We start from the raw sequence: 25,336 nt of genomic DNA on the forward strand, positions 1-25,336 counted from the left end.
GGAGGATGACGATGAAACTGGCAGCAAAGCAGCTGGAGCATGTGTCCCGACTGGTGTTGAAAGCCCTGGGTTGCAAGGAAAAAGAAGCCGGCATAGTCAGCCGGCACCTGGTCGAGGCCAATCTACGTGGCCACCCCAGCCACGGCATCGGCATGCTGCCGTTTTACGTCTCCAGCGTCCGCAACAAGACGCTGCGTCCCAACCAGGCGGCCCGGCTGGTGCGTGACGCCGGGGCGATCCTGCAGTTTTCCGGCGAGCGCGGCTTCGGCCAGCGCGTCGCACGCGAGGCGGTGGATGCCGCCATCTGGCGCGTGCGGGAAACCGGGGTGGCCCTGCTCACGGTGCGCAACACCCATCACATGGGGCGCATCGGCTGCTACGGCGAGCAGTTGGCCAACGCCGGCCTGGTCGGGCTGTTTTTCGTCAACGTTACCGACGTGCACACGCCGATGGTGTCGCCGTTTGGCGGGACCGCCGGGCGCTTCGGCGGCAATCCGATCTGCATCGCCTTTCCGGGCACCGACAAGCACCCGGCCTTCATCCTCGATTTTGCCACCAGCCGGGTGTCCTACGGCAAGACGCGGGTAGCCTATCTGGCCGGGCAGCGTTTCGAGGAGCCGGTGCTGCAGAACCACGCCGGCCATCCCTCCCATGACCCGCGCGTGATGTGGGAGGAGCCGCAGGGCACGCTGCGGCCGATGGCGCACCACAAGGGCGGCGGCTTGCTCGCCGCCACCGAGTTTCTCGCCGGGCTGCTCTCCGGCGGCGGCACCTCGCAGCCGGAGCGGCCGCGCCAGGGTGGCATCCTGAACCAGATGACGGCGTTCGTGGTCGACCCGGCGCAAACCGGCTCGCTGCCGTGGCTGCAGGCCGAGTACGATGCCATGACCGAGTACATCAAGTCGTCGCCGGCGCAGGAAGGTGGCGACCCGGTGCAGATGGCGGGCGAGCCGGAGGCGCGCCGACGTGCCGATCAGCTGGCGAATGGCATCGAGTTTTCCGACAATGAATGGAATGTCATCCGCACCGCCGCGCTCGAGGCCGGGGTGATGGCGCATCAGCTGGACGAAGCACAGGAGCTGGCATGAAGGACATCGAGGACGCCCTCGAGGCGTACCTGAACCTGATTCACCGCAAGGGGGCCTCCGAGCAAGTGGTATCGGAGCGCCGCCAGCTGCTGAAGAAGCTGACGGCGCTGCTCAACGGCCACCCCAAGGACATCGAGTTGTTCCGGCGGGCGGTGGACGTCTACCTCGAGCGCTGCCCGCACGAGGACCGGGTCACCGCGCTGACCTGCGCGCGCGAATACTATTACTTCTGGCTGGGCGACATAAAGAAGCTGGCCGAGCTGACCTCCCGTTCCGGCTTCACCATCCACAACCCGCGTATGGACATCGCGGCCTCGCTGGACGAGCTGCTGCAGCGCATGAAGCAAGCGAGTTTCGACCGCTTTCCGCCGTCGTTGGAAATCTACCTCGGCAAGCTGTTCGAGGGGGGCATGAAGGAGCGCCAGATCGCGCCGCGCGAGCAGATTCTCAAGGCCATGCTGTACCTGCTCGACGGCCAGCCCTACAAGCCGGAAAACTACCGCATCGTGGTCGACGCCATGCTGTTGCAGTTGACGTTCGACGACAACGAGTCGCGCGTCGCCTTCCTGCAGCTGGCGCGCGAGTATTTCTACTACTGGCTGTCATTCCCGCCCGCCGCCGAACGCAGCACCATGATGACCCCGTTCTGAGCGAGCGTCGCCTTCGCCCGCCGCTGCCGCGCGTGCTGCTTTCTCGTCTTGAACGCGCATAGGCGGGTGGAATGCGCCATCGGCGCCGCGTTCTCGTTTCCCGTGCGGTTTGGAATTACACTGTCCGGCACGACACCGGGAGCCGCCATGACCACTCTTTCCGCCTATTCCGCGCTCGCGGAACGTTTCACCCGCCTCTACCGTTACCACCACCTCCACGCCATCGCCTCGTGGGACCAGGCCACGATGATGCCGGCCAAGGGCAACGAAGCCCGGGCTGCGGCGTTGGCCGAGCTGCAGGTGCTGATCCATCGCACCCTGACCGAGCCGGGCCTGGCCGGCCAGATCGCCGCCGCCGAGGACGAGCCGCTGGACGACATGGCGCGCGCCAACCTGCGCGAGATCCGCCGCAGCTGGGAGCAGGCCAACCTGCTGCCCGAGGCGCTGGTAGAGGCCAAGGCGCTGGCGGGCTCGCGCTGCGAACACGCCTGGCGCACGCAGCGCCCGGCCAACGACTGGCCGGGCTTCCTCGCCAATTTCCGCGAGGTGGTGCGGCTGTCGCGCGAGGAGGCGCAAAGGTTGGCCGAAGCCACCGGGGTGCGTCCCTACGACGCGCTGATGGATAAGTACGAGCCCGGCATGAGCAGTGCGGAGATCGAGCGGGTGTTCGAGGAAGTGAAGGGCTGGTTGCCCGGACTGATCCGGCAGGTGCGGCAACGCCAGGAAGGGGAAACGGTGCTGGCCCCGGCCGGGCCGTTTGCGGTCGAGCGGCAGCGCGCGCTCGGTCTCGACGTGATGAAACTGCTCGGTTTCGATTTCGACGGCGGCCGGCTCGACGTCAGCGTGCACCCGTTCTGCGGCGGCGTGGCCGAGGACGTGCGCATCACCACGCGCTACCGCGAGGACGACTTCGTGCAGAGCCTGATGGGTATCGTGCACGAGACCGGGCATGCCCGCTACGAGCAGGGACTGCCGCGCGACTGGCTCAGCCAGCCGGTGGGGCAGGCGCGTTCGATGGGCATCCACGAAAGCCAGAGCCTGTCGTTCGAGATGCAGCTCGGGCGCAGCCCGGCCTTCCTCGAACTGATCGCGCCGCTGGTGCGACGGCATCTGGGCGAACAGGAGGCGTTCTCTTCGGCCAACCTGGCGCGGCTTTACACCCGGGTGCAGCCCGGCTTCATCCGCGTCGACGCTGACGAGCTGACCTACCCGGCGCACATCATCCTGCGCTTCGAGATCGAGCGTGCGCTGATCGAGGGCGAGATCGAGGCCGAGGACATCCCAGCGTTGTGGGACGAGAAGATGCAGGCCTACCTCGGCGTCGACACGCGCGGCAACTTCCGCGACGGTTGCCTGCAGGACATCCACTGGACCGACGGCAGCTTCGGCTATTTCCCCAGCTACACGCTGGGGGCGATGTACGCCGCGCAATATTTCGCCGCCCTGCGCCGGCAACAGCCGGACTTGGACGGGCAGATCGCCGCCGGCAATCTGGCCTCGGTGTTCGACTGGCTGGCTCGGCACATCTGGTCCCAGGGCAGCCGTTGGGAGACCGGCGAACTGGTGGAACGCGCCACCGGGGAGGCGCTCAATCCGGCTTATTTCCGCGCCCACCTAGAGCGGCGCTACCTCGGCTGAGTGGCACAGGTCTGACTAAATGAAAAACCCGACGCCACGGCGTCGGGTTTCAGGCTGCAGGCCACGTGTTTTGATGCGTTTTTACAGGACCCGGCAGAGCCGGGCCTCGCCACGTAAGTATTTAATTCCGGCCACTGCCCGTCGCTTCCCGATCCCTCGCTGAGCCAATCGAAGATTGGCACGCAGAGATTGGCTCAGCGATAGATTGGCGCGCAGTCCGCCCTTGCCCTGCAAGGGCGCCTCGCTACGCTCGCGAGGATTGGCTGGCGGTTGCTTCAGGCGGGTTGCACCACCGGCTGGCACACCGCAACCCACTCGCCGCCGATCACTTCGGCCAACCTTTGCGGGCTGATGCGTACCGCGGTGTGCACGCCGCCGGCCGCCGGCATCACCTCGTCGAAGTCCTTGAGCGATTCGTCCAGATAGACCGGCAGCGGCGTGGCCAGGCCGAACGGGCAGACCCCGCCGACCGGATGCCCGGTCAGCCGTTCCACATCCTCGCCCGGCAGCATGCGGCCCTTGCCGAAGGTCTCCTTGAACTTGCGGTTGTCGATGCGGGCATCGCCGCGCGCCACCACCAGCACCACCCGTTCGTCGGCGAGGCGGAACGCCAGTGTCTTGGCGATACGCCCCGGCTCGACGCCGTGCGCCTCGGCCGCCAGCGCCACGGTGGCGGTGCTGGTGTCGAGTTCGATGATGGGGATGTCGTGCCCGGCTTGGGCAAAGAAATCGCGGACAGATTGCAGGCTCATGGGCATCTCGGCTGGCAGGAATGGAACCCCCCATTATAAAGGCAGGGTGGCCGAGTGCAGGAGGGGAGCGGCGGCAAAGGCCGCCCCGTGGATGGCGAAGCGGCGTTACACGGTCGCCGTACCGATCTTCTTGACCACCTTGCGTCCCAAGAGCGAGGCCAGGAGGCCGTTGACGAAACGGGCCAGCCGTCCGCCGGCGTCGGCTTCGGCGGACAGGCCGCCGAGCGAGACGGTCTGCAACAGGCCGCTTTCGTGGATCAGCTCCATCGCGAAGTGCGCTTCGCGATAGGTCAGTCCGCCCAGGTGGGTCGGGTCGTCGCGTCCCAGGTCGCGGCCGTCCATGACGTCGATATCGAAGTGCACGTGTAGCCCGACCACCCCCTGGCCGACCGCGGCGATGGTTTTTGGCATCAGGCTCGCCAGGCCGTGGCGGTCGATCTCGTCGATGGTGATCAGCCGCACGCCGTAGTCGTCGAGCAGCGCCTTGTCCTCCAGGCTGGTGTGGCGCACGCCGATCAGCACGGTGTTTTCCAGGCTCGGTCCGCGCTTCTGCTTCTTCAGTGTGAGCAGCCGGTCGATGTTGCCACGCGAGGTGAACACGATGGCGCCGGTGTCCTGGCCCGCGACGTGGCCGACCGGGATCGGCGTGTCGTGCCAGGTGCCGCCGCTCAGGATCAGCGGAATCTGCCGGAACGAGCGGTAGAACAGGCCGTACAGGTCGTCGTTGTCGACCGGCGCTTTCCAGAAGAAGCTGTCGGCACTTTTCTTGCCGTGCTCGACGCATTCGTGCCCGATCGGCTCCAGTTCCTCGCGCAGGCCGTTGAGCAGCAGGTGGCTCGCGAGCGGCTCGCAAGCATCGGTCAGCTTTTCCACCAGGTTGAACAGCTTGATCACGGTCGCTTTCGCCGCTTCGGCGCGGCGCAGGCGGTATTCTTTTGCCACGTAGGGCGAGGTCATGGCCATCAAGAGCGCACCGTAGTCGAGCGTGAAAGCGACGCTGTCGCCCAGCCGGTAGGTCGCCTCCGCCGCGCTGGCGTCGACGATCAGATGGTCGCTGCTGGCGCCAAGCACCTGCAGACGCTCGTCACTGGGGCGCAGCCCTTCCGGTGCGATGTCCTCCCGCCCCATGGCCAGGATCAGCCGGCGCGCAGGGCGATCTTCGCCGTCGAACACCGGGCGGCGGCCGAAGGCGTCCTCGCCGGACAAGCCGTAGGGGCGCGACGGCTTGGTCTTGGCTTCGATCACGTCCGCCGTCAGGGTGTAGGCGTCCTTGTGCAACTTTTCATACATCCCCGGCGGGGTGGGCGATTCGGCCAGCATGATGCTGGCGCCCAGGCGCAGGTGGTTGATGCCGGCCGGCAGCTGTCCCTGTTCCAAGAGCGGTAGTGAGAAGGTGTTGCCGCCGGAGACGATGGGTAGCTCGATGGCGTGGCGACGGCGGATTTCATCGGCGAGATAGGCCAGGTTGGACAGGTTGTCGACGGTGGGCTGGATGCCGCCGACGCAGGCCAGATTGGCACCGATCCCTATCAGACGCACCCCGGCGAGCGCCAGGATCTGTTCGACGTAGTCCATGGTCTCGTGGGGCAGGATGCCCTCGCGCAGGTCGCCCAGGTCGATCATCAGCACTACGTCGTGCACTACATCCAGTTGCAAAGCTGCACGTGATAGCGCCTGCAGCGTCTGCAGCTCGGAGTTGAGGCTGATATCGGCGTGGCGCACCACCTGTTCCGCCTCGCCCGGGGCCGGGGCGCGTATCAGCATCAGCGGCACGGCGATGCCGTCGCGCCGCAGCCGCATGATGTTGTCGAGGCGCGAGTCGGTGATCTGCGCCACCCCGCCGCGTACCATGGCGCGGGCCACCCGGGGTGAGCCGCAGGCCGACTTGGTGACGCCGGCAACCTGGATGCCCTGCGTCCGGCAGGCCTCGACCAGCACGCTTGTGTTTTCTTCGATGCGATCAAGATCGATGATGATGCGAGGACCTGCCATACCTGTGCTCCACTGCGTTGAACGTCGAATCGGTTACGGTGTGGTTGGCGTTATCAGCTGCCGTAGATGTCGAAGTTGAAGTATTTCTTCTGCACCTTCTGGTACACGCCGTTGCCGCGGATGGTCTCGATCGCCTTGTTCAGGCGCTCGCGCAGCGCGTTGTTGCCCTTCTTCACGGCGATGCCGGCACCGTAGCCGAAATACTTGGTATCGGAAATCCCCGGTCCGGCGAAGGCGTAGGCCGGCGCACCGCCGCGCTTGAGGAACTCGGTGTCGGCCACGACCTGGTCGACGAATACGCCATCCAGCCGCTCGGTCTTCAAGTCGAGAAAGGCCTCGGTGACCTTGCCGTAGTTGACGATCTGCACCCCCTTTTTGCCCCAGTGGTCCTTGGCGTAGCGCTCCTCGGTCGAGGCGCGCAGCACGCCGATGCGCTTGCCGCTGAAGTCGTCCTTGGTCACCTTGACCACGCCGCTCTTGGTGACCATACGGCTCGGCGTTTGGTAGTAGCGGTTGGTGAAGTCGACCGCCTTCTTGCGCTCGTCGGTGATCTGCATCGAAGAGAGAATGGCATCGAACTTGCCGGCGTTGAGGGCCGGAATCAGACCGTCCCACTCCTGCGGTACGATCTCGCAGGTCGCTTTCATCGCCTCGCACAGCGACAGCGCGATATCCAAGTCGAACCCTTCCAGATGACCGTCGGCCGCCTGCTTGGCGAAGGGTGGGTAGTTGCCGTCAATGCCGAATCGGATCGTTTCCGCCTGGGCCATCAGCGGGACCATGGACACAGCCAGCAACAGCGATAGTGCAGTCTTTCTCATGTCATTCTCCTCCGGTTTTCTTTGATCGCTCCCCCCTTTTGGTGGAGGGTAGGCGGGCTCAGAGTGTCACAAGGGGGAGGGGGGGCTCAATAGCCCTTTTTTGGGTCAAAAAATGACTAAGGCATTGATGGTTGAGGGGGCCGGCTGCGAAGCTTGCCGGGTGGTGAACGGCTAAGAATAGTATTTTGTATGCAAAAAAGAGACGTCGTATTCGTTGTGGGGGATGTCGCAAATGCGTAAGGCAAAATAGCGGCAAAATGAGGAAGCTCAGCCGGAAACACGCGATGTTTGTTTCAGTAGGCAATCCTATGGGGGCGCCTCGGCCTTCCGGGAATCCCGATGAGCCACGATGGAGGCTTGGTCGCGATGAGCGAACCGCGGCCAACGTTTAGGCTTACTCTGCCTCGCGATACCAGATGGTGGCGCCGTAGGTTGAGTCGGGGAAAGCGGGCATGATCTCGCCGAGTGAGAAATGGCGGTGGGCATCGGGCTTGGCGGGGGTCCACCAAGTGCCGGCCTGCGGGCAGGGCTGGCCCGCTTCGCAGCGCCCGAGTTTCAGCTCAGGACTGTCGGGCTGGAAGTTCCGGGCCCAGTCCACCATGTCCTTGGGGTAGTAAGGGAATTCTCGCAGCTTGCTGTCGTCGAGCCCCTGCAGAAAGGCCACGGCACCGGCCTCGAAGCACCAATAGCCGTAATAGCCGGCCTGATTGGGTTCGAGATGGGTATTATGCCAGGGCAGACCCTTCATGCTGGTTTTGTACCAGCGTTTGACGTATTGGCTCAAATCCGCAAGGCGTTCCACCGGGGCATCACCATAAGCGCTGTTGACTATGTCGCGATAGGCATCACAGTGGTGCCAGTGATCCACATCGTATCGGTCTGGCAATGCATAGCCGATCAGGTCTTCATAGAGGGTGTCTTCCCCTGCAAACCAGCCGTCCTGCAGTGCCGCTAGCCTCGGCAGCAGATCCTGACGGTGAAGGAGGTAACACAGGCCAATCAGTTGCATCAGCTGCTCGTAGTGGTCGAGGTCGCCCAGCAGGAAGGGGGGGTACACCGGATCGTTATGCCACTCGCGCAGGGCGGCGGTGTACGTCTCGATAGCCTGGATGACCGTTTCCAGTTGGTCGCGCAGCGTCAGGATAGGGTGGCCGGCGGTGTAGTTGAGCAACAACTCATTCCATGAGTCGTCGGCAATGCCAAACTTTGAAAGCAACCAACCTTCTTGCTTGTCCCTACCCGAGGCAGAAGGGTTGTTCGCAAGCCATAACCTATGTCTTGCCCATGCCGTAGTGAACTCATCATACCAAGCCTTACCCAAGAACATTTGTCGGCGTCGGGCAATGAAAGTTTGTTCGTCCATCATTTATCCAATCTTTGCAAAATTACGCTTATCCCTCTGTTTTCTGGTTAGCCCAGCGCGGGCATCGATAACTTTATCGATTTCGGCATCTCGCCATTCCCTGGTGAGTTCGTGCGCTTTGTGGGTTTCCGAAACAGGGTTATGGCCTGTTACCCAGCGTGAAAGGGCCATCGCGTGACCGGTTGCATGTGGAATGCTGAAGAAAAGTACATGGCGGCTGTAGCCGGAAATATCAGCAATATCATCTGCCAGATTTTTTCGGCCAACAGCCTTTATCAGGCGCCTTTTTATCCATGCCTTGCTCATCTGCGTCACCCGCCCATCCGTCTGGCGCTGTGGTTTTTCCGGCAGAGAGAGGGCGCTTGTTCTGGCGCTGCTTGATGCTTTCATTCCTCCACTACCCGAGCCGGATTGCTTTGCACCCCCCTTCTTGCCAGAACCGGGTTTGCCTCCTCCTGAGTCTTCCTTATCCGCCGCATCGCCCAGCAAGTCCTTCAACTGCCGGGTTGGATTGGCGCTGGCTTTGGCTTCCACCACCGCGTAAGGCTTGCCGGTTTGGCCACCGGTTCGCCAGACGCCGTCGATGCCGCGCCCGCGCGCGCGCAAGGCAGCCAGCCCTGCTTGGGTGAAGGTGCTCGGCCACAACTGGACCAGCTCGCTGGTATCGTTCAGTTTTCCGGGGTTGAGCTTGGCACCGTCGTGGCGGGCATCACCGCCCCAGCGCTGCTGGCAGACAAAATCGGCCATGTGTTCGCCCAGAATGCCGATGGCCTTGTTGCCCATGGTTTTCAGGATGTCGGCGACGTCCAGTTTGCTGGCCTTGCTGCCGGGACTGCTGCCCTTGACCGCCTGGTCGGGCTTGGCCTTGCTGCTGGCTGTTCCCTCCCGGCCGCTGATGCCAGCCTTGGGCTTTTCCGGATTGGCGGGCAGGGTGGTCTTGCGTTGTGGGGCGGCAGCGGCATTGTTGCGGCTCTTGGCAATCCAGCCATCCACTTCTTTCTTGAAGAGGTCGAACTGCTTTTGCATGTTCTGTCGAATGCGATCCAGCATACGGGTGGTGTCGGCATCCAGCATATTGCGCAAGGCAGGGTTGGCCAGCAGCATGTCGTCGAGGTATTTTCTCAGTCTCCCCATGTCTAGGCACTCGGCCAGGATTTTTTCGGGGTTGCCGACACCAAACTTGCGCAAGGCCGTGAACAAGCCGTCCAGTGACAGGGCTCCGGCCTTGACGGCGCGCAAGGAGCGTTTGACGGCGTCGCCACCACCCGGAATCAGTCCGATTAGGGCGGTGATAAGGTCGAACCAGCCGGAAGGGCTGGCGGGGTTTCCTCCCAGCATCACCAGTGCCTTGAGAATATCCCTGGCATCGATGACCTGTCCGACGCCCGGCACCAGCCCCAAGGTGCTTTCCACCAGGATGGCCCAGGCACCATTGTTTTCGCCTTTGAGAAAGCTGACCGCTTCTTTCTTCAGTTTGCTCAGCCAGCTCATACCTGCTTCTCCTTGGCCGCGGCCAGCTCTGTGCGCTGTGACTCATTGAGGAAGTCTTCCAGCGATTCGCCTGCCGGTTCGTCCAATAGGGGGGTGCGTGGGTCTTCGTGTTCTCCAGTCATGGCATTCAGTTCGCGGATGTAGTCACGCTGCTCCGTGGTGGCCTCCTGGGCCCAAAATGCGTCATGGAGCTTTTCGCGCTGCTCGAGTCGTGACAGGGCTTCGCTGACTGATGCGGGGAGCCCGGTTATCGGATTGGACGGGAAGGTGACATTGGGTTGATACGGTCGCGGATCTTCCCCGTAGTACACGCTGATTGGTCCTTCGGGTACGTTGTCCAGCTTGGTATAGCCGCTGGCATCTAGTGTTCCCTGCTTTTGGGTCCCATCCGCAAAGTGCACCGTGAACGGTGCGCCTGGGACCGGACGCAAGTCCGGGTAAGCATAGGTAAGCTCCAGGAAATTCTTGCGTTCGGATTGCGGCAGCGTTGGCAGTATCGGGTTTTGGCTTGCCCCGCCACTCAATTCATGGTCCGCCCCTTTGATGCTGACGATATCCGGGCAGTGGATGTCGATGTTGCCGCCGGACAGCTTGATGTAGCCGCCGCCGCTGGTGAGCAGGATGTCCTGCTTGGCGCTGATTAGCACCTTGCCCTTGCAGGAGGTGATGCTTACATCTTTGTCCGCCGTCAGCTCCATCGCATCGCTTTGCGCCTGGACCTGCACCTTGCCCTTGGCGGCGATCAGTTTCAGACTCACCGCGTCCTTCACTCCGGCGACGAACAGGCTGATGTGCTGCCCCACGTTGTGCAGCCAGCGCCGGCCCGAGGTCTGTTGGGTATCGCGCTGGGCGATTTGGTCGATATTCGTCCCAGCCGCCAGGGTGAGGCTGTTGTCGGTGGTTGCGGCGAGGCCGGCCGGGGCGGACAGGACCATCAGCGGTTGTTGGCCTGCCTGTCCCGCGCCGTTGGGGGAGTTTTTGCCATCTTTATTGGTATTGGTTCCGGCTTCCCAGGCCTTCAGCGCTTGGACGTGGTGCTGCAGGTGTCCGTCGGGCTTCTTCGCTCCCTTGCCGTTGTCCGGCTGAATCGTCTCCGGCCCGATTTCAACGGTATCGGCCAGCTGTGCGGTAGCGGTCTCGCCGAGGGACTGGCTCAGGCTCAGGGCCGCATCAAGCTGGCTTTGCGCGCCGTCGCGCGCCAGTTGTTTGCCGGAGACGGAGGGCTGCGCTTCGGTGCTGAGCAGCAGGCCGTGGCCGGCGCGGATCGCGCCATGGCGGTCGGTGCGCAGTTCGAAGCCGTCGCCGCGGGGCGTGGCCTTGCCGTCGGCACGCGGGTGGACGAGGTAGCCCTGGTTGAGCTGGGTGGCGCCGTGTTCGGACGACAGTTTGGCGCGCACTTCGCCGGGGGTGTCGTCGAACAAGAGTTCGTTGTACTGGCCGCCCTGGTGCTCTTTCGACTTGATGCCGGACAGGGTCTTGTTGGCCGGCAGGTTGCCGGTGCCGCTGAAGGCGGGCGGCGGGTGGCTGCCGTTGTACAGCACGCCGGTGATGATCGGGCGGTCGATGTCGCCTTCGAGGAAGTCGACCAGCACTTCCTGGCCGATACGCGGGATGAACTGGTGGCCCCAGCCGGCGCCGGCCGCGGGCATGGCGACGCGCAGCCAGCAGCTGGAGGTGTCGTCGAGGTTGGCGCCGATCGTCGGGTGTTCGTCGGGACGCTGCCAGTGGAACTGGACCTTGATGCGGCCGTGGGCGTCGGTGTGGATCTCTTCCCCCGCAGGCCCGACCACGGTGGCGGTCTGGGCGCCGCGCGCGGTGGGCTTGGCCAGCGCGGTGCCGGCGTAGGCCGGGGTGAGCGGCAGGCCGCGGCGCTGGGCGCTGAAGGTGGTGTGGTACGGAACGTCGCTTGCCGAGGTGTCGGCCCCCGCGCCGGCGGTCGAGGTTGGCCGAAGGCTGGGCGGCAGCGCCCGTGCCAGGTCGGTCGGTAGGTTGTTGCGGGCGGTGAAGGCCTGGCGCGTGACGACGAATTCGCGCTGTTCGGGAGCGTCCCCCTCGTGCGCCGGGTGATCGTCGAGGCGGAACCACTGCCCGGCGGCGAGCCCGCGCACCGAGCCGCCACCGTCGAAGCGCTTGGCCTGCGCGTCGTGCGCCTGCTGGCGCAGCCGGGCGTAGTGGGCGAGCTGGTCGGCGTCGCCGGCGTAGTAGGGGCCGGGGACGTCGTAGTCCTGCAGGCTGCTTTGCAACCGCGTCCCATCGGAGCCCTGCTCGACGGCGCTGCTATCGCCGCTGTGGCCGGTGGCGACAGGCTGGTAGTCGAAGCTGGCCAGCGTCACGCCGCCGCTAACGATCTGGCGCGTGCCGTCCCAGCGCGTGAGGCCATCCTCTTCTTCCGTCGCATCGCTGCGGTGGAAGCGCACCCGCTCCACCCCGGCGGCCGGCGGCGAATACGGGTCGTCGAAGGCGACGAGCTGGACCTGCGGGAGAGCCCCTCGCGACGCGGCGCGACCTGGCTCGCTCGCTCTCTCTCCATGCTCAAAGCGCCAGGCCAACCCTTCCTCGTGCAGCAGGCGCACGAGGAAGTCGTAGTCGCTCTCGCGGTATTGCAGGCAGTAACTGCGGGAGGGCAGCTCGCCCGCGAGCACGAAGTCGAGACGCTGCACCGCCGCGAACACCGGGTTGGCGGCGGCGTGTTCGGCGAACACCTGGCGCACAATGTCGGGCACCGAGAGGTCCTGGAACACCCGCGAGGTACGGCGCAGGCGCAGCAGCGCGAACGGCGGTTCGACGGTAAGGGCGTACTTGGCAAAGCCGCCGTCGGCCCCCAGGCTGTCGACAGCGCTGACCACACCGCCGCGCACCTGCTCGGTCCCGTCCGCCCCGGCGAGGCCGAGCCGCACCGGCACGCCGAGCAGCGACTTCAGTTCGAGCCCGGCGTCGGGCGACAGGCACTCGACGCGGTAGCGGTAGCTGTCGGAGACCGCCTCGTCGCCGTGCACGGCGAGTGGCAGCAGCGTCTCGCCCCAGCGCGGGCCGTCGCCCAGGTGCAGGGTGAGGAGGCGCTGCTCCTGGCTGAAGGCGGCGGCGAAGCTGGAAAGAAGTTCAAGGGCGCTCACGGCATCCATCGGGAGTCAACCGTTGAACGAGATACGAACGGCATGCAGTTTTTGCTTGGTGTCGGCACGGACGGTAATTCGTATGGACGAGATGCCGCTTTCGACCAGCAGGCTTTTCACGACCATCGCCCTGGCTCTGGCGGCAGAAGAGGCATTGCCAACCTCACGTCCATTACAAAAGCCGGTGACGACGATTTGTTTGGCGATGACCAGAGCCGGTGCCAGGGCGCGTACTTGCTGCTCGGTAACCGGGGTCAGCTTCGAGCTCATCTTCTCGAAGGGAATCAGAGTCGGGTCTTTGGCGATGGTTTTGTTGCCGGTTTCCTCAATGACTTTCGTGGTGGCCTGGTCCAGTTCCGCCGTGACCTTGGCCACAATAGTCTTTCCTTGCGGGTCTTGTGCCGCGGCCGCATTCATTGCCGCATTTTGAGCCGCCTGCTTGGTTCCGGCACAGCCCATGAGCAGGGAGGCACAAATAGCGAGAGAGGCAATTTTGTAAAACATGAATTTCCCTTTCAAAATCAAAGACCCGCATGATTACCAACGCGGGCCTTTATCTACATCAAATAAATTAAGCGATGACTTTATTGGCGGTCAGATCCCAGCCTGCGCTGACATTGCCGCCACCGGCGCCGTCGGCACGTTTCTGCTGGGTGTAGGTCCACTTGATCTTGCCGTAGCTAAAGCTGACCTTCTCGCTGGGGAAGCCGGCATCGTTGGCCGAGCCGTTCGGCTCGACCTTGGAGACCAGCACCTGTTCCATCTTGATCTCCATGTACTTCACTTTGTCGCCGCCCGCGCGGCACAGCTCGATGGTGACGTCCTTGATGTGCTTGCCGGTGCAGCATGCTTCGTAGATCTTCGGGCTGGCCTTATCTAGGAAGTGGGTGATTTCGTACACGCCGTGGTTGACGCGTTCGGCAGTGGCGCCACCGGCTGAGCTGGCGGTGGCCTGGGCCGGCTGCTCGATCAGGTGGGAGAAGGACTGGATTTCGATCCAGTCTTTGTGTTGATCGTCGGTGCTTTCCCCTGGAATTCCGTCGATTTTCAGGAAGGCGTCAAAAGCCATTGCATTCTCCTTGGATAAATAAAAATGGAAGAGCTACTTCCAAAACAAATACCTCGCCCCCTGTCGGCACCGAATGCCGACAGGGTGGTGAGTCGTTGTGGCGTTAGCCTGCCGGCTGAGGCAGCTCGGCAACCAAACGCAGGGAAATGGTGAGTTCATCCAGCTGGAAATGCGGGCGCAGGAAGGCCGCGGCGCGATAGACGCCCGGCTTGCCAGGGACTTCCACCACGTCTACACGGGCCTCCCGCAGCGGGTATTTAGCCTTGGCTTCCTGGCTGGCGGAGTCGTCCAGCAACACGTACTGCGCCAACCAGGTGTTCAGGAAGTCCTGCACGTTTTGGCGTGAGGCAAAGCTGCCGATCTTGTCGCGCATGATGGATTTCATGTAATGCGCAATGCGCGATACGGCGAAGATGTAGGGCAGCTGAGTGGAGAGGCGTGCGTTGGCGTTGGCCGCATCGGTGTTGTAGGTCTTGGCTTTCTGCACCGATTGGCCGCTGAAGAAGGCGGCGTAGTCGGTGTTTTTGCAGTGCACCAGCGAGATGAAGCCAAGGTCCGACAGCAGCTTTTCGGTGCGATCGGTGACGGCCACTTCGGTGGGGCACTTGAGCGCCACCTCGCCGTCATCGGTCTTGAAGGTGTGTGCGGGCAGTCCTTCAACCAGGCCACCGCCTTCCACACCACGGATCGCCGCCAGCCAGCCGTACTGGGCGAAGGCATCGGTCAGGCGTGCGGCGTAGGCATAAGCAGCGTTGGTCCACAGGTATTTGCCGTGATGGCTGCCGTCGACGTTTTCTTCAAAGTCGAATGCTTCTACCGGCACGTTGTCGCGGCCATATGGCAGGCGGCCGAGCACATGCGGCAGTACCAGGCCGACGTAGCGCGAATCTTCGGATTCGCGGAAAGACTTCCACTTGGCGTATTCCACGGTGTCGAAGATCTTGGCCAGATCGCGTGGTTTGCCAATGTCGGTAAAGCTTTCCAAGCCGAACAGGCCGGGGGAGGCGGAGGAGATCAGTGGGGCATGCGCCGAGGCTGCAACATGGGACAGCTCATCCAGCAGGTAGAAGTCTTCCGGGTGGCGGGTGAATTCGTAGTCGCCCACCAGGGCGGCGTAGGGTGCGCCACCGAAGGTGCCGTACTCTTCCTCGTAGATCTTCTTGAACAAGGCGCTCTGATCGAACTCCGGCGAGGCCTTGAAGTCCTTCACCAGATCCTTCTTGGAGGCATTGAGCACCTTGATCTTCAGCATGGTGCTGGTTTCCGATTCCGCCACCAGATACTTGAGGCCGCGCCACGAGGCTTCCAGCTTCTGGAACTCGGGGTGGTGCATCACCTCGTTGAGCTGGGACGACAGCAGGGCGTCCAGCTCGGCGATGCGGGCATCAATGCTGGCGGACAGATCGCGCGATACGGTCACGCAGCCTTCCAGCACCTGGGCCACCAGTTCGCCGATCAGGTCGCGGGTATGGTTTTTTTCGCTGTCGTTGGTGGCGATGCGGCTCTGCTCGATGATGCTGTCCAGCAGACTACCGGCATCGACGACATTCGGGCTCGCCGCCGTGTCCAGTTGTTGTACGCTGTTCATGGCTTACTCTCCGGTGTTGTCGCTTTGGGTGGCTTGGCTGATCTGGCGCAGTTTCTCGGTGTCACGCACCACCTCGTCCAACAGCTCTTCCAGCTTGTCGTTGCCGGCCAGCTTGTTGCGCAGGTCGGCCAGGCGGGTGCGGGCTTCCAGTAGCCGCTTGAGCGGTTCCACCTGAGTCACCACGCTCTGCGGCTCGAAATCGGCCAGCTCGTTGAAGTTCAGCTCCATCGCCAATTGGCTGTTGTCGTCTTCCAGCTTGTTGTCGACCTTGATAGCCAGGCGCGGTGCCATGCCCTTGAGGACTTCGTCGAAGTTGTCGCGGTCGATCTGCACGAACTTGCGCTCCTTCATCTTGGGCAGCGGATTCTTGCTGTGACCGGAATAGTCGCCCAGCACGCCTAGCACGAAGGGCAGTTCCTTGGTCTCGATGGCGTCGCCGATTTCGACGTCGTAAGTGATCTGCACACGCGGGGGGCGGACCCGCGACAGTTTTTTCTGGGTGCTTTCTTTGCTCATGGTGTGCTCTCGAAAAGATGGTCTGTCAGGGTTGAACGGCGTCAGGCGATGCTGCGGGCAAGGCTGGTGACAAGGTCGCGCAATTGCGCGACGCTAAGACCCGGGTCGTTCAGGCGCCGTCCCAGGATGTAGGAGGCCTCGGCGTAGGATTGATGGCGGCGCCAGGGTGCCTGCTCATCGCCGATGTCCACGACAAAGCGTTGGTCCAGCCGTTCGCCCCAGCATTGCGCCACGATGTGGGCATCCAGCGAGCGTGGCTGCAGGGCCAGGAAGCGTCCGTCTGGTCGGTTGATCAGTAGGCACTGGGTATCGTCGGCTCCATGAGCACTGGCAGCGGCCTGGTACAGCGATAGCCACGTGGCGGCGGCTAGCATGTCTTCGCCATCGGTAGCCGGCAGTGGTAGCAGATAGGTCTGTGCGCACAGACTGTCACGAAAGCGGTGCTGTAGCTGGCTGTGGAACATGAAAGCCAGCAAGGTGGCTTCCAGCGTATGGCCGGGCTGGCGGGCGAGCAGCCCTTCCAGTTGGTGCGCCGGGGTGATGGTCAGATGGCGGGACAGCAACTGCTCGGCTAGGGCGACATCGTCGTTCGAGGCCACGCCGAACAGCGCCTGCGCTTCTAGAAACTGGCGGCAGGCCACCATTTCCACCGCGTTGTCGATGGCGCTGGCAAGTTGATCTTTCAGGCCGGAAAAGAACAGCTCGCAAGTGAGCAGTAGCACGGCCAACGGTGGCAGCGCCAGACTGGCGGGCAGCTGGGTGACGGCCACTAGCGGGTAGTTGCGTCCGCTTTCGTCGTGGCTGGGCTGGATCACACCGAGCGACAGCCAATCCTGATCCCGGCTGCGCAGCACGAAGCAGGAGGGGGGCATGGCACGGTAGCGGGCGACGGCCTCTGCGCCGGGGGAGAGCAGGCTGATGCTGTCCGCCAGCAGGTGGTCCAGCTGTGCCGCCGCCGGATGGGTGGCATTGATGCGGATGAAATCGGCACGGCGCGGCAGTTTGCCGAAGATGCAGTACGATGCCGCAGCTTCCTGGGTGCGTTTGAAAGTGAAGCTCAAGACAATGGCCTCGTTTACAACGTTACGCGCTCGGGCAACGTCAGCTTGTTAAGACGGGCCAACTGCAGCGGGTTGACGCCGCTGAGTACCCGGAAATTGACACGCACACTCTGCGTATCCCCGTCGGCCTTGCGCAGCGTCCAGACTAGCTGGGTGCCATCCGAGCCATCCTGTACGACTTTGGCTCCGGCCAGCAGGCGCATCAGGCCCATGCCGCCCGGGTGGTTGGCCACCACGTTGCTGGCGCCGGTGTAGGACAGCACCTGGATGCGCGCGCCGGCCGTCTGGCTGTTGCCGCTCCAAGTGAAGGTCTGCCAGATTTGCGGGCCATTGCGATAACGCAGTTCCTGACCATCGATATCGAAGAAGATCTCTGAGAGCCCCGGCGTCGGTTGCGGTTGCAGCTCGAAACGGAGGCTGTCACCCTCCTGCAACGGGCCGTTGGCCAGTGCGGACAGGCTGCTTACACTGCTGAGGAAGGCCGGGTTGAACTTGATACCCAGTTCGCCCCAGGCGCGTGGCACCAGCATGTCGCCTTTTTTCTGGACCAGGCCGGCCAGGTATTTGTTGATGAAGCGATCCAGCGTGCCGTCGTTGGCCTTCAGGAAACGGTTGATCTCGGCAATAGAGGCCGTGTTGCCGGCATCGCTGAACGGGTATTTGGCCGCCAGCTGGCGCCATTGCGGCAGGACCTCCGTGGCCCAGGCCTGATTGATGTCGGCACTGACAGGGCCGAGCAGGGCGCTGTAGGAGTGACTGAGCGGCCGCACCAGCATCGGACGCACTAGGCTGACGGTGTCGGGCGTGCTTTGCGCCAGCAAGGCGTTGTCGACATAGGCGATGCTGTCTGCCAGTTCCGAGCCGTTGTTATTGAAGGTGGCCTGCAGAGTGGCACGTGCCAGGGAGCCCGGGTCGTCGGTGCTGGCAATGGCACCCAGCTTGGCTTTCAGTTTGGCCAGTTGCTCCAGGTAGCCATTGATCGGGGCGTTGTCGCCTTTCACCAACTGGGCCACCCCGGCAAACTGCCGGCCCACTTCGCCGTAGAGCTTGTCCTTGGGCGTGTTCTCGCCGCTGCCGCCTTTCAGCAGCGCAGCGGTTTTTTCCAGCACCGACTGCTTGGCATGCTCCAGCGAACGGTTGAGCTCGGACGGGTTGTCCCATGCCGTTTCCATCGCCGCTCGTACCAGGATCAGCTTGATGGGCGAGGTTTCCCGGTCAGACAGGCGAGTCATGGCCGAAGCGGACTGTGCCGGGCTGGTGAAATCGCGCACCGTGACACCCTGCAGGAAGCGTTTCCAGCTGTCGATATAGGCGGCGCGGTATTGTGCCTCCAGTGCGGTGCGGTTTTTCTCGCCGTCGCCATCCTTGCCCAGGTTGTCCTGGCTGGTGGCTGCCAGTACCCAGTCGTCGCTGCGGATTTCGCCCTTGCTCGCCTCCTCGATGGCGCCTTTCACGTACTGATCCCATGCCTCGCGAGTAAACGCGCCTTCCACCATCTGGCTGCCTGCCATGATGTCCAGGTCGCGGTTGTTGAGAATGCGGGCTACGGTCAGCGGTGCAAAGCGGGTGTTGGCTCGAGCGCGGATTTCATTGAATACCCGCTCTTCGGCCGACATGCGCTTGAAAGAGCCGCGCAGCACCTCGCGTGCCTGGTTGACCACGCGCAGGTTGGGCGAAATCAGTGGCAGGTCCGGTGCCTTTAGCTGGCTGATGTAGAACGCCAGCAGCTTTTCGGCGACCGTCATGATCTCTTCGGTGCTGTATTGCCCGCGCTGGGCTTCCAGATAGGGGCGCCAGTAGCGTGGCAGTTGGTCCGCCAGGTGTGCCGGCTCCATGCGCTGAGGCTGGTACAGCATCAGATAGGTTTTCAGCGCGTTGTAGCTGGCATCCAGCTGTGGCGATTTGGCCGGGGCCTGGGTCGGGCGCTCCGCGGATGCTTCCGTGGCGGCCGCGACGGCTTGCGTGGCCGCGGCCACTGGGGCTGCCGACGGCTGGACTGCCGCGACGCGAACCGGTGATGTCCAACTGGCTCGGCGCAGACCGAAGCCGGCTGTCTGCCAGTTTGTCGCCACAGGCTGCAGGGCATGGTGTGGCCAGAGGGTAGTCCGAACGTGGTAGTCGTCGCTCGATAGGGGCACTGGGCGTCCCCGGTATTCTTCGCGAATGACGCCTAATTGAATGTTCGGCAGCGGCTTGCCTTGCAGCCGAGGGCGGTATTGGGGCTTGGGTTTTGTCGGCGTGGTCACAGGGGAGGGCGTTGGCGCAACTGGCTTGGCTTCCTGTGCCGCGGGCGGAGGCACCGGCTGCCGCTGGTCGAGCGCGAGCAGGGAGGTTTCCAGGTTGCGCTGAACCGGTATCAGCATCAGGGTCTTGATGCCGGCAAAGTATTCGCTGCGCAATGCGGCTTCCAGCGGCTTGCCCTGATAAAGACCCACGCCGATCTGCCAAGGGGCACCTTCGGTACGGTACGCCTGCAACTGCTCCAGGCGGGTTTGCAACTGCTGCAGTGCGCGCAGCTTGTCGTACAGTTGGCCGGAAGCCGCCAGCTTGCGGGCGGCTTCCCGTTCCTGGCTGATTTCCGCCAGCAGTTGCTGGTTGCCGATGTAGGACCAGCTCCACAGGCCTGCCAGTACGCTGAGCGTCAGCACGCCGGCCGCCATGGCTGCCATGCGCCAGCGGCTGCCGCTGTGCCGGGTCTGCCGGGAGATCAGGTGCTGGTCCGGAAACAGTACCTTGCGAAACAGGTCGCCCAGGAAAAAGCTATACGAGGCCGGGGCCTGACGTTTGTCGCCCTGTCTTGCAACCAGGTCGAACTGACCCTGAACCCGGTTGGCCGCCACGATACGCGGCGTGCCTTCCTGCAGCGCGCTGGTAAAGTAGAAGCCGCGTAGCAGGGGGCGGGCGTGATAGGGGTCGTCCTCGTACAGCAGAGTTACGAATTTCACGACGGCTTCTTTCAGGCCGTGAAACTCGATCGGGAAAGCGAAGTGTGCCGGACGAACCTGATCGCCGCGATATTGCAGTAACTTCTCCTCGCCGGCCTGCACCAGACCGCAGTGAAGCAACTCGAATTGCTGGGCGGCGACGGTGGAGGCATCGAAGCCGTTGCCCTGGTGGGCTGTCAGCGTGCAGCCCCACACCCTGGCGCGCTCTTCTTCCGGCATGTCCTGGAAGAACTCGGCGAATCCACCCAGCAGATCCAGTTTGGTAAACACCAAGTAGACGGGGACGTGCAGCTCGAACGTGCTGCAGACCTCGTGGATGCGTTCCCGTACCTGACGGACATACAGCGAAAAGCCTTCGCTGTGGTGCTGGGCCAGTTCGGGCAGGCTGATGGCGACCAGGATGCCGTTCACTGGCGCTTTGGTACGATGTTTTTTCAGCAGTTTCAGAAAAGCGAGCCACTCGCCTCGATCCTCGCTCTGGGTCGCGTAGCGGCCGGCGGTATCGAGCAGCACCCCTTCGGTGGAGAAGAACCAGTCGCAGTTGCGCGTGCCGCCGACCCCCTGGATGCCACTCTTGTCGCTGAAGGGGAAGGTGAGGCCGGACTGCAGGATGGCCGAGCTTTTGCCGGCGGCAGGGTGGCCGATGATCATGTACCAGGGCAGCTCATACAGTGCCGCATTGCCACTGCTGTTGCCGAGTTTCGACTTCTTCAGGGTGTCGATGGCGGCCAGTAGTCGCTGGCGCAGCAGGGTGACTTCGGCGCGCTTGTCGGAGCCGGCGTGGATCACGGCATCGTCAGCCTGCTGGCGCAGCATTTTCTCCAGCAGTCCGCCGGCGCGCCGGGCCAGAAGTTGCCCGATCAGTAGGCTGGCCACCCAGAGCAGCATGATCACGACGATGCAACTTAGCCGGGCCTCTAGGGTTTCCAGCCCCATCCATTCACCCAGGAACCAGATCAGGGCGATCAGGATCAGGAATCCGATCGCCGATGCCACCTTGGCATAGCGACGCCAACCTTTTTTCAACACCTCTTCACCTTCCTATTCGTTTATTGCTGCCGGACCAACAGCTGCTTCAGCGAGCCGCTGCGTTCGATATGGCCGTAATCCTTGAAACTCCAGGTACCGCCCCAGGTCAGTCCCGCCGCCGTGGCTTCTTCCCCCAGGGCAAGGTAGGCCGACATGGCCCAGGGGGCGCGCTCCGAAACCACGACTTTCCCGTTTCTGACGGGCGCCAGATCGACGGCCAGGCCGTACTGGTGCTTGCTCTGTCCACCTTTGGCCTTGGTGACCAGCGTGCCTTGTCCCGCCAGGGCATCCTGACGCTCGGGGCTGCGGTAACCCTCCAGCAGGGTCATGGGAAAGCCACGTGCCTCCAGCCGTGCCATGACGCGCAGCACCGTCTGAACGAACGCTGCATCGAGCTTGTTCCAGTCTCGGTCCGCCCGGTTCAGTCGTGGCTGTTCGCTGATGGCATCCCTGAAAGCCTCCGGGGGCAGAGGAGGGGGAGGCACCAACTGCTCCTCCTGCAAGGTCAGCTTGATGCGAGAGCTGTGCGTGTATTCATTAGGGATGAATTCCGACGAGCGGTGCATTTCTCTAAAAAATAAAGCCAGTACGACTGGCATGGTGGCCAAAGATAGCGAAACAAGGGGTAATTTGGCAATGACAAAGTACTTTTTTATGTGTTCTTTTACATTGTTTATGTGGTTATTGGCTGCGCGTGGCGATGTCTTTTTGCATAAATTTTGAGCGCTGGTCGTAGTCGTCAGCGTTGTGGCTATGTGGCCTTTCTCTTTTGTATATTGTTCATTTGTTGATGATTTTTTGCTGAAAAAGCGAATGCCAACCCATGCGACCAGGCATATCAGCAACATGGCTGTCGCTGGTGCAAGGTAGGTCTGTACTGAATATAGCCCGCTCATATGTCTACTTAGTGTAATGCCCATGTTGTTAACTATTTTTTTATAGGTAAAAATACTAATAAATTTAATTACATGCGTACTTTGTACAAAAAATGCTTTTCAATTATCATGTCTAATTGGCATGATTTCCAGAGGTAGCTGACAGATGCAGCATTGCAAGGCCGGGTTGTGGCGTCATGCCAGGGGGTTTCTGGGGGGGCTGGTGCCTGCCGTATTGCTCATATCCGGGTGTGCTTCGAACAAGGAAGTACAAGTGTCCGGCGAAGCCGCTGCGCAGCTGAACCGCGATGGTCGCGGCAAGCCTCTGTCGGTCGTGGTGCGGGTCTATCAGCTGAAGTCGGATCAGGCGTTCAACCGCTTGAGCATGGAGGCGCTGGCGACTGCCAAGTCGGACAAGGAGTTGCTGGCATCCGAACTGCTCGACATGCGCGAGATGACGCTGCTGCCGGGTACGCGCGTTACGGTGTCCGGTTTCGTGGTGAACCCCGAGGCCTCGCACATTGGCCTGGTGGCCCTGTTCCGCCAGCCGGACCGGCATTTCTGGCGCTTGCTGTACGACGCCGATGTCGTGCGCAGCAAGGGGCTGCAGTTCGCGGCGGAAGACTGTTACCTGCGTGCCGTCAAGCCTCCGCCAAAGCTGTTGCCGGGGCAGCCCAAGTCGCTGCAGGTCGATTGCCGCTAGGCCAGACGTTTGCCTAGCGTGTTGGTTTTGGATGTGTTGGCCAGTGCAGAGTGCCTGGCTCACCGGATTGATTGAAGATGCAACAAGCTAAACGTGTGTTGTGGGGCGAAGGCATGTTTCTGCGCCCGCAGCATTTCCAGCAGCAAACGCTGTTTCTCGAGCAAGATGCCGTCAGCCGCCAGCAGTTGCTGTGCCGTCATACGTGGGGTGTACAGCAACTGCGGCTGGACGAACAGGCGCTGAAGGGGGGCATGGTGCGGGTGGATGCCCTGGGCATCCTGTTTCGCGATGGCCTGCTCTATCAGGCCCCGCAGTCCTCGCCATTGCCTTTGTCCCGGGACCTCTCGACCCTACCGCAACTGGGCGTGGCCACGACGCTGTATGCCTGCCTGGCCGATCTGCAGGCCTATGGCGGCAATGCCCGCACTGGCGAGCAGGCCGGCAGGCCTAGCCGTTATCAGAATGGCGGCTTGGAGCTAGCCGATCTCTACACCCAGGCGCTCCCGGCCGAAGTGGCGACACTGGAGCCCGACGTGCGCCTGATGTTCGAAGAAGAGAACCGCGATGGCTACGATGCCATTCCACTGTGCCGTCTGCAGAAGGATGCCACCGGCCAGTGGGGCGTGGCGGGCGATTTCCTGCCGCCGCTGCTGACCATCGGTGCGGCGGGAGAACTGCCGCAGTTGGTGCGGCGCCTGCTGGATATCCTGCTGGTGAAAAGCCAGGCGTTGACGGGGGCACAGCGCGAGCGAGCCAAGAGCGTGATGGAATTCGGCTCCAGCGACATCAGCGCCTTCTGGTTGCTGCATACCGTCAATCGCAACTTTGCTCGTTTGCGCCACCTGTCGCTGAGCAACCCGCTGCACCCGGAAGAGCTGTACATGGCGCTGGCAGAGTTTTGTGGCGAGCTGCAGACGTTTTCCACCCGCTATGCGCTGGTCGACATACCTGCCTACCGCCATGACGCTCTGCATGCGGTGTTTGCTGCTTTGGACCTGCAGATACGGGAGTTGCTGGAAACCGTCATCTCGGCACGCTATGTCGTCATCCCGCTGCATTCCCCGAAGCCGTCCTTCCATATTGGCCGGCTGGAGAGCGACCGCCTGCTGGACAACGTCGACTTTTACCTTTCGGTGCAGAGCGAACAGCCGGCCAGCCAGGTCATCGACAACGTGCCGCTCAAGTTCAAGATCGGCGCACCGGATGATGTCGAGAAGATTCTTAACTCCGCGATGCGCGGGGTGGCGCTGAGTCACGCGGCGCAAACGCCTTCCGCCGTGCCGGTGCGGGTGGGAAATCATTACTTTTCGCTCCAGCCGCACGGCGACATTTTTGCCCGCATGTTGCAGTCGCGCAGCATCTGCATCTACGTTCCGCAAACCTTGTCCGGGCTGGCCCTGGAACTGATCGCCGTTTTCCGTTGAGGCCAACATGAGTCAAGCCGTCGTAACCACAACAGCCAACGAGTCCACCATCAACGTGGCCAGTACCGGCCCCAGCCTGCGCGAGATGCTGGAAGACGGCGTGTACCTGCTGTTTCTGCTGAAAGACGGCAACGCGCCGGGCAGCAGCGTGGAGTTCAACCGCCGTATCGACCAGTTCCTGCTCCAGTACGAACGCAACGCCCGCAACTTCGGCAAGTCGGTGGAGGCTATCGGCCAAGCCAAATACGCGTTCTGTGCCTTGTTGGATGAGATCATTCTGTCGTCCGATTTTTCGCTGCGCGATGAGTGGGAGCGCATGCCGCTGCAACTGCGTCTGTTTGGCGAGCATCTGGCCGGGGAAGGTTTCTTCAACCGACTGGAGCAACTGCGGCTGGAGCCGGCACGACACATTGAGGAACTGGAGGTGTACTACACCTGCCTGCTGCTGGGCTTCCAGGGACGTTATCTGCTGGAGGGCGAAGAAAAACTCGGCTACCTCACCCACAAGCTGGGGCAGGAAATCCAGCAGGTACGGGGTGGCAAGGCCGAATTCGCACCCAATTGGCAGCTTCCTCAACGTTTCCAGGCCTATGTCCGCCATGAATTGCCTCTGTGGTTGTACTTCGCGCTGCTGGCCTTGGCTGGCGCCGCGATCTGGGGGACTTACCACTGGCTGCTCGGCCGTCAGTTGAGCAAATTGTTCGGAATCTGAGCGATGAATGCCCCCTCACTGCGGCATACCCAGATACTGCCTTCGGTGTTGGATCGTCTGCTGGACGACCAGCCCGATCTCAGCCATGGGACCGAGCACCTGCTGTTCGAGCTGCCTCAGTTCCGCCGTGCGCTGGCGCGCGATCTCGAAGCGCTGCTCAATACCCGCGTCATGGCGCAGCCTGAACTGTTCGAGGCTCATACCCTGGCGGGGGACAGCATGCTGCAATTCGGCATTCCCGACCTGAGCGGCATCAGCCTGCTGAATCCCGACGACCGCGAACTGTTACGTGAGCAACTGCGTCGCGCCATTGAAATCCACGAACCGCGTTTGTCCCGCGTCAGGGTGAATCTGGATGCGCCGAGGGAAAGGGAGCGGCACCTGCGTTTCCGTGTCGATGCGGTACTGAAAGTACACCCGCACCGTCCCCCCGTGAGCTTTGACGCCACGCTGCAACTGTCGTCCAACGTTTACAAGGTTCAGGGCTGAAAAGCCGTCGTCTTCCC

The 25,336-nt window shown here is 62.6% G+C and carries 20 protein-coding genes; 7 read left to right on the forward strand and 13 right to left on the reverse strand.

Annotated features, from left to right (window positions below):
• Positions 1–11 precede the first annotated feature (11 nt).
• The 3 genes from NH8B_RS05330 (at position 12) to NH8B_RS05340 (ending at position 3,376) form a co-directional block, all read left to right on the forward strand.
• Complete coding sequence (locus tag NH8B_RS05330; RefSeq protein ID WP_014086363.1) at positions 12–1,088, forward strand: malate/lactate/ureidoglycolate dehydrogenase; 1,077 nt, start codon at positions 12–14, stop codon at positions 1,086–1,088.
• Positions 1,085–1,738, forward strand: a complete 654-nt coding sequence (locus tag NH8B_RS05335; protein ID WP_014086364.1) for a hypothetical protein — start codon at positions 1,085–1,087, stop codon at positions 1,736–1,738. Before NH8B_RS05330 ends, NH8B_RS05335 begins: the two co-directional genes overlap by 4 nt.
• Positions 1,739–1,885: 147 nt before the next feature.
• Positions 1,886–3,376 carry a carboxypeptidase M32 gene (locus NH8B_RS05340; RefSeq protein ID WP_014086366.1) on the forward strand — a complete coding sequence of 497 codons (1,491 nt, stop codon included), beginning with the start codon at positions 1,886–1,888 and terminating at the stop codon, positions 3,374–3,376.
• A gap of 275 nt (positions 3,377–3,651) precedes the next feature.
• On the opposite strand, the gene NH8B_RS05345 is transcribed toward NH8B_RS05340, so the two are convergent.
• From NH8B_RS05345 to NH8B_RS05405, 13 genes are all read right to left on the reverse strand, one after another.
• A complete protein-coding gene (locus NH8B_RS05345) occupies positions 3,652–4,128 on the reverse strand; it encodes a YbaK/EbsC family protein (RefSeq protein WP_014086367.1) in 477 nt (158 codons plus the stop codon).
• 105 nt (positions 4,129–4,233) lie between these two features.
• A complete protein-coding gene (locus NH8B_RS05350; protein ID WP_014086368.1) occupies positions 4,234–6,120 on the reverse strand; it encodes an alanine racemase in 1,887 nt (628 codons plus the stop codon).
• Positions 6,121–6,173: 53 nt separating this feature from the next.
• The gene (locus NH8B_RS05355; RefSeq protein WP_014086369.1) at positions 6,174–6,941 is read right to left on the reverse strand and encodes a transporter substrate-binding domain-containing protein; all 768 of its coding nucleotides are present in this window, start codon (positions 6,939–6,941) and stop codon (positions 6,174–6,176) included.
• Positions 6,942–7,335: 394 nt separating this feature from the next.
• Positions 7,336–8,307: a DUF1911 domain-containing protein gene (locus NH8B_RS05360; protein ID WP_041702846.1), complete on the reverse strand. Its 972-nt coding sequence runs from the start codon at positions 8,305–8,307 to the stop codon at positions 7,336–7,338.
• Entirely contained in the window at positions 8,308–9,795 is a 1,488-nt protein-coding gene (locus tag NH8B_RS05365; RefSeq protein WP_014086371.1) for a hypothetical protein, read from the reverse strand. It lies immediately after the preceding gene.
• Positions 9,792–12,917, reverse strand: coding sequence for a type VI secretion system Vgr family protein (locus NH8B_RS05370; RefSeq protein WP_014086372.1), 3,126 nt, complete (start codon positions 12,915–12,917; stop codon positions 9,792–9,794). Before NH8B_RS05370 ends, NH8B_RS05365 begins: the two co-directional genes overlap by 4 nt.
• Before the next feature lie 6 nt (positions 12,918–12,923).
• Entirely contained in the window at positions 12,924–13,412 is a 489-nt protein-coding gene (locus NH8B_RS05375; protein ID WP_008955331.1) for an OmpA family protein, read from the reverse strand.
• Positions 13,413–13,479: 67 nt separating this feature from the next.
• Entirely contained in the window at positions 13,480–13,977 is a 498-nt protein-coding gene (locus tag NH8B_RS05380; RefSeq protein ID WP_008955330.1) for an Hcp family type VI secretion system effector, read from the reverse strand.
• A gap of 103 nt (positions 13,978–14,080) precedes the next feature.
• A complete protein-coding gene (gene tssC / locus NH8B_RS05385; RefSeq protein WP_014086373.1) occupies positions 14,081–15,565 on the reverse strand; it encodes a type VI secretion system contractile sheath large subunit in 1,485 nt (494 codons plus the stop codon).
• Positions 15,566–15,568: 3 nt separating this feature from the next.
• Positions 15,569–16,081: a type VI secretion system contractile sheath small subunit gene (gene tssB, locus NH8B_RS05390; RefSeq protein ID WP_014086374.1), complete on the reverse strand. Its 513-nt coding sequence runs from the start codon at positions 16,079–16,081 to the stop codon at positions 15,569–15,571.
• Between the two features lie 41 nt (positions 16,082–16,122).
• Positions 16,123–17,142, reverse strand: a complete 1,020-nt coding sequence (tagF, locus tag NH8B_RS05395) for a type VI secretion system-associated protein TagF (RefSeq protein ID WP_014086375.1) — start codon at positions 17,140–17,142, stop codon at positions 16,123–16,125.
• Positions 17,143–17,156: 14 nt separating this feature from the next.
• A complete protein-coding gene (tssM, locus tag NH8B_RS05400; RefSeq protein ID WP_014086376.1) occupies positions 17,157–21,116 on the reverse strand; it encodes a type VI secretion system membrane subunit TssM in 3,960 nt (1,319 codons plus the stop codon).
• A 20-nt stretch (positions 21,117–21,136) separates the two neighbouring features.
• Positions 21,137–21,964: a M15 family metallopeptidase gene (locus tag NH8B_RS05405; protein WP_232503530.1), complete on the reverse strand. Its 828-nt coding sequence runs from the start codon at positions 21,962–21,964 to the stop codon at positions 21,137–21,139.
• Positions 21,965–22,157: 193 nt separating this feature from the next.
• Here NH8B_RS05405 and tssJ point away from each other — a divergent pair, with 193 nt between their 5' ends.
• From tssJ to tssE, 4 genes are all read left to right on the forward strand, one after another.
• Positions 22,158–22,694 (forward strand): type VI secretion system lipoprotein TssJ, encoded by a 537-nt coding sequence (tssJ, locus tag NH8B_RS05410; protein ID WP_014086378.1) that lies wholly within the window; start codon positions 22,158–22,160, stop codon positions 22,692–22,694.
• Positions 22,695–22,771: 77 nt separating this feature from the next.
• Complete coding sequence (gene tssK / locus NH8B_RS05415; RefSeq protein WP_014086379.1) at positions 22,772–24,118, forward strand: type VI secretion system baseplate subunit TssK; 1,347 nt, start codon at positions 22,772–22,774, stop codon at positions 24,116–24,118.
• Between the two features lie 7 nt (positions 24,119–24,125).
• Positions 24,126–24,830: a type IVB secretion system protein IcmH/DotU gene (icmH, locus tag NH8B_RS05420; protein ID WP_014086380.1), complete on the forward strand. Its 705-nt coding sequence runs from the start codon at positions 24,126–24,128 to the stop codon at positions 24,828–24,830.
• A gap of 3 nt (positions 24,831–24,833) precedes the next feature.
• The gene (gene tssE / locus NH8B_RS05425; RefSeq protein WP_008955321.1) at positions 24,834–25,319 is read left to right on the forward strand and encodes a type VI secretion system baseplate subunit TssE; all 486 of its coding nucleotides are present in this window, start codon (positions 24,834–24,836) and stop codon (positions 25,317–25,319) included.
• Positions 25,320–25,336 lie beyond the last annotated feature (17 nt).

This window comes from Pseudogulbenkiania sp. NH8B (assembly GCF_000283535.1).
Classification (GTDB): domain Bacteria; phylum Pseudomonadota; class Gammaproteobacteria; order Burkholderiales; family Chromobacteriaceae; genus Pseudogulbenkiania; species Pseudogulbenkiania ferrooxidans.

What these genes read in the sequence shown, in the direction of transcription:
- NH8B_RS05330 (WP_014086363.1), top strand. Translation starts at nt 12, where the DNA reads ATGAAACTGGCAGCAAAGCAGCTGGAGCATGTGTCCCGACTGGTGTTG.
- NH8B_RS05335 (WP_014086364.1), top strand. Translation starts at nt 1,085, where the DNA reads ATGAAGGACATCGAGGACGCCCTCGAGGCGTACCTGAACCTGATTCAC.
- NH8B_RS05340 (WP_014086366.1), top strand. Translation starts at nt 1,886, where the DNA reads ATGACCACTCTTTCCGCCTATTCCGCGCTCGCGGAACGTTTCACCCGC.
- NH8B_RS05345 (WP_014086367.1), bottom strand. Translation starts at nt 4,128, where the DNA reads ATGAGCCTGCAATCTGTCCGCGATTTCTTTGCCCAAGCCGGGCACGAC.
- NH8B_RS05350 (WP_014086368.1), bottom strand. Translation starts at nt 6,120, where the DNA reads ATGGCAGGTCCTCGCATCATCATCGATCTTGATCGCATCGAAGAAAAC.
- NH8B_RS05355 (WP_014086369.1), bottom strand. Translation starts at nt 6,941, where the DNA reads ATGAGAAAGACTGCACTATCGCTGTTGCTGGCTGTGTCCATGGTCCCG.
- NH8B_RS05360 (WP_041702846.1), bottom strand. Translation starts at nt 8,307, where the DNA reads ATGATGGACGAACAAACTTTCATTGCCCGACGCCGACAAATGTTCTTG.
- NH8B_RS05365 (WP_014086371.1), bottom strand. Translation starts at nt 9,795, where the DNA reads ATGAGCTGGCTGAGCAAACTGAAGAAAGAAGCGGTCAGCTTTCTCAAA.
- NH8B_RS05370 (WP_014086372.1), bottom strand. Translation starts at nt 12,917, where the DNA reads ATGGATGCCGTGAGCGCCCTTGAACTTCTTTCCAGCTTCGCCGCCGCC.
- NH8B_RS05375 (WP_008955331.1), bottom strand. Translation starts at nt 13,412, where the DNA reads ATGTTTTACAAAATTGCCTCTCTCGCTATTTGTGCCTCCCTGCTCATG.
- NH8B_RS05380 (WP_008955330.1), bottom strand. Translation starts at nt 13,977, where the DNA reads ATGGCTTTTGACGCCTTCCTGAAAATCGACGGAATTCCAGGGGAAAGC.
- tssC (WP_014086373.1), bottom strand. Translation starts at nt 15,565, where the DNA reads ATGAACAGCGTACAACAACTGGACACGGCGGCGAGCCCGAATGTCGTC.
- tssB (WP_014086374.1), bottom strand. Translation starts at nt 16,081, where the DNA reads ATGAGCAAAGAAAGCACCCAGAAAAAACTGTCGCGGGTCCGCCCCCCG.
- NH8B_RS05405 (WP_232503530.1), bottom strand. Translation starts at nt 21,964, where the DNA reads ATGTTGCTGATATGCCTGGTCGCATGGGTTGGCATTCGCTTTTTCAGC.
- tssJ (WP_014086378.1), top strand. Translation starts at nt 22,158, where the DNA reads ATGCAGCATTGCAAGGCCGGGTTGTGGCGTCATGCCAGGGGGTTTCTG.
- tssK (WP_014086379.1), top strand. Translation starts at nt 22,772, where the DNA reads ATGCAACAAGCTAAACGTGTGTTGTGGGGCGAAGGCATGTTTCTGCGC.
- icmH (WP_014086380.1), top strand. Translation starts at nt 24,126, where the DNA reads ATGAGTCAAGCCGTCGTAACCACAACAGCCAACGAGTCCACCATCAAC.
- tssE (WP_008955321.1), top strand. Translation starts at nt 24,834, where the DNA reads ATGAATGCCCCCTCACTGCGGCATACCCAGATACTGCCTTCGGTGTTG.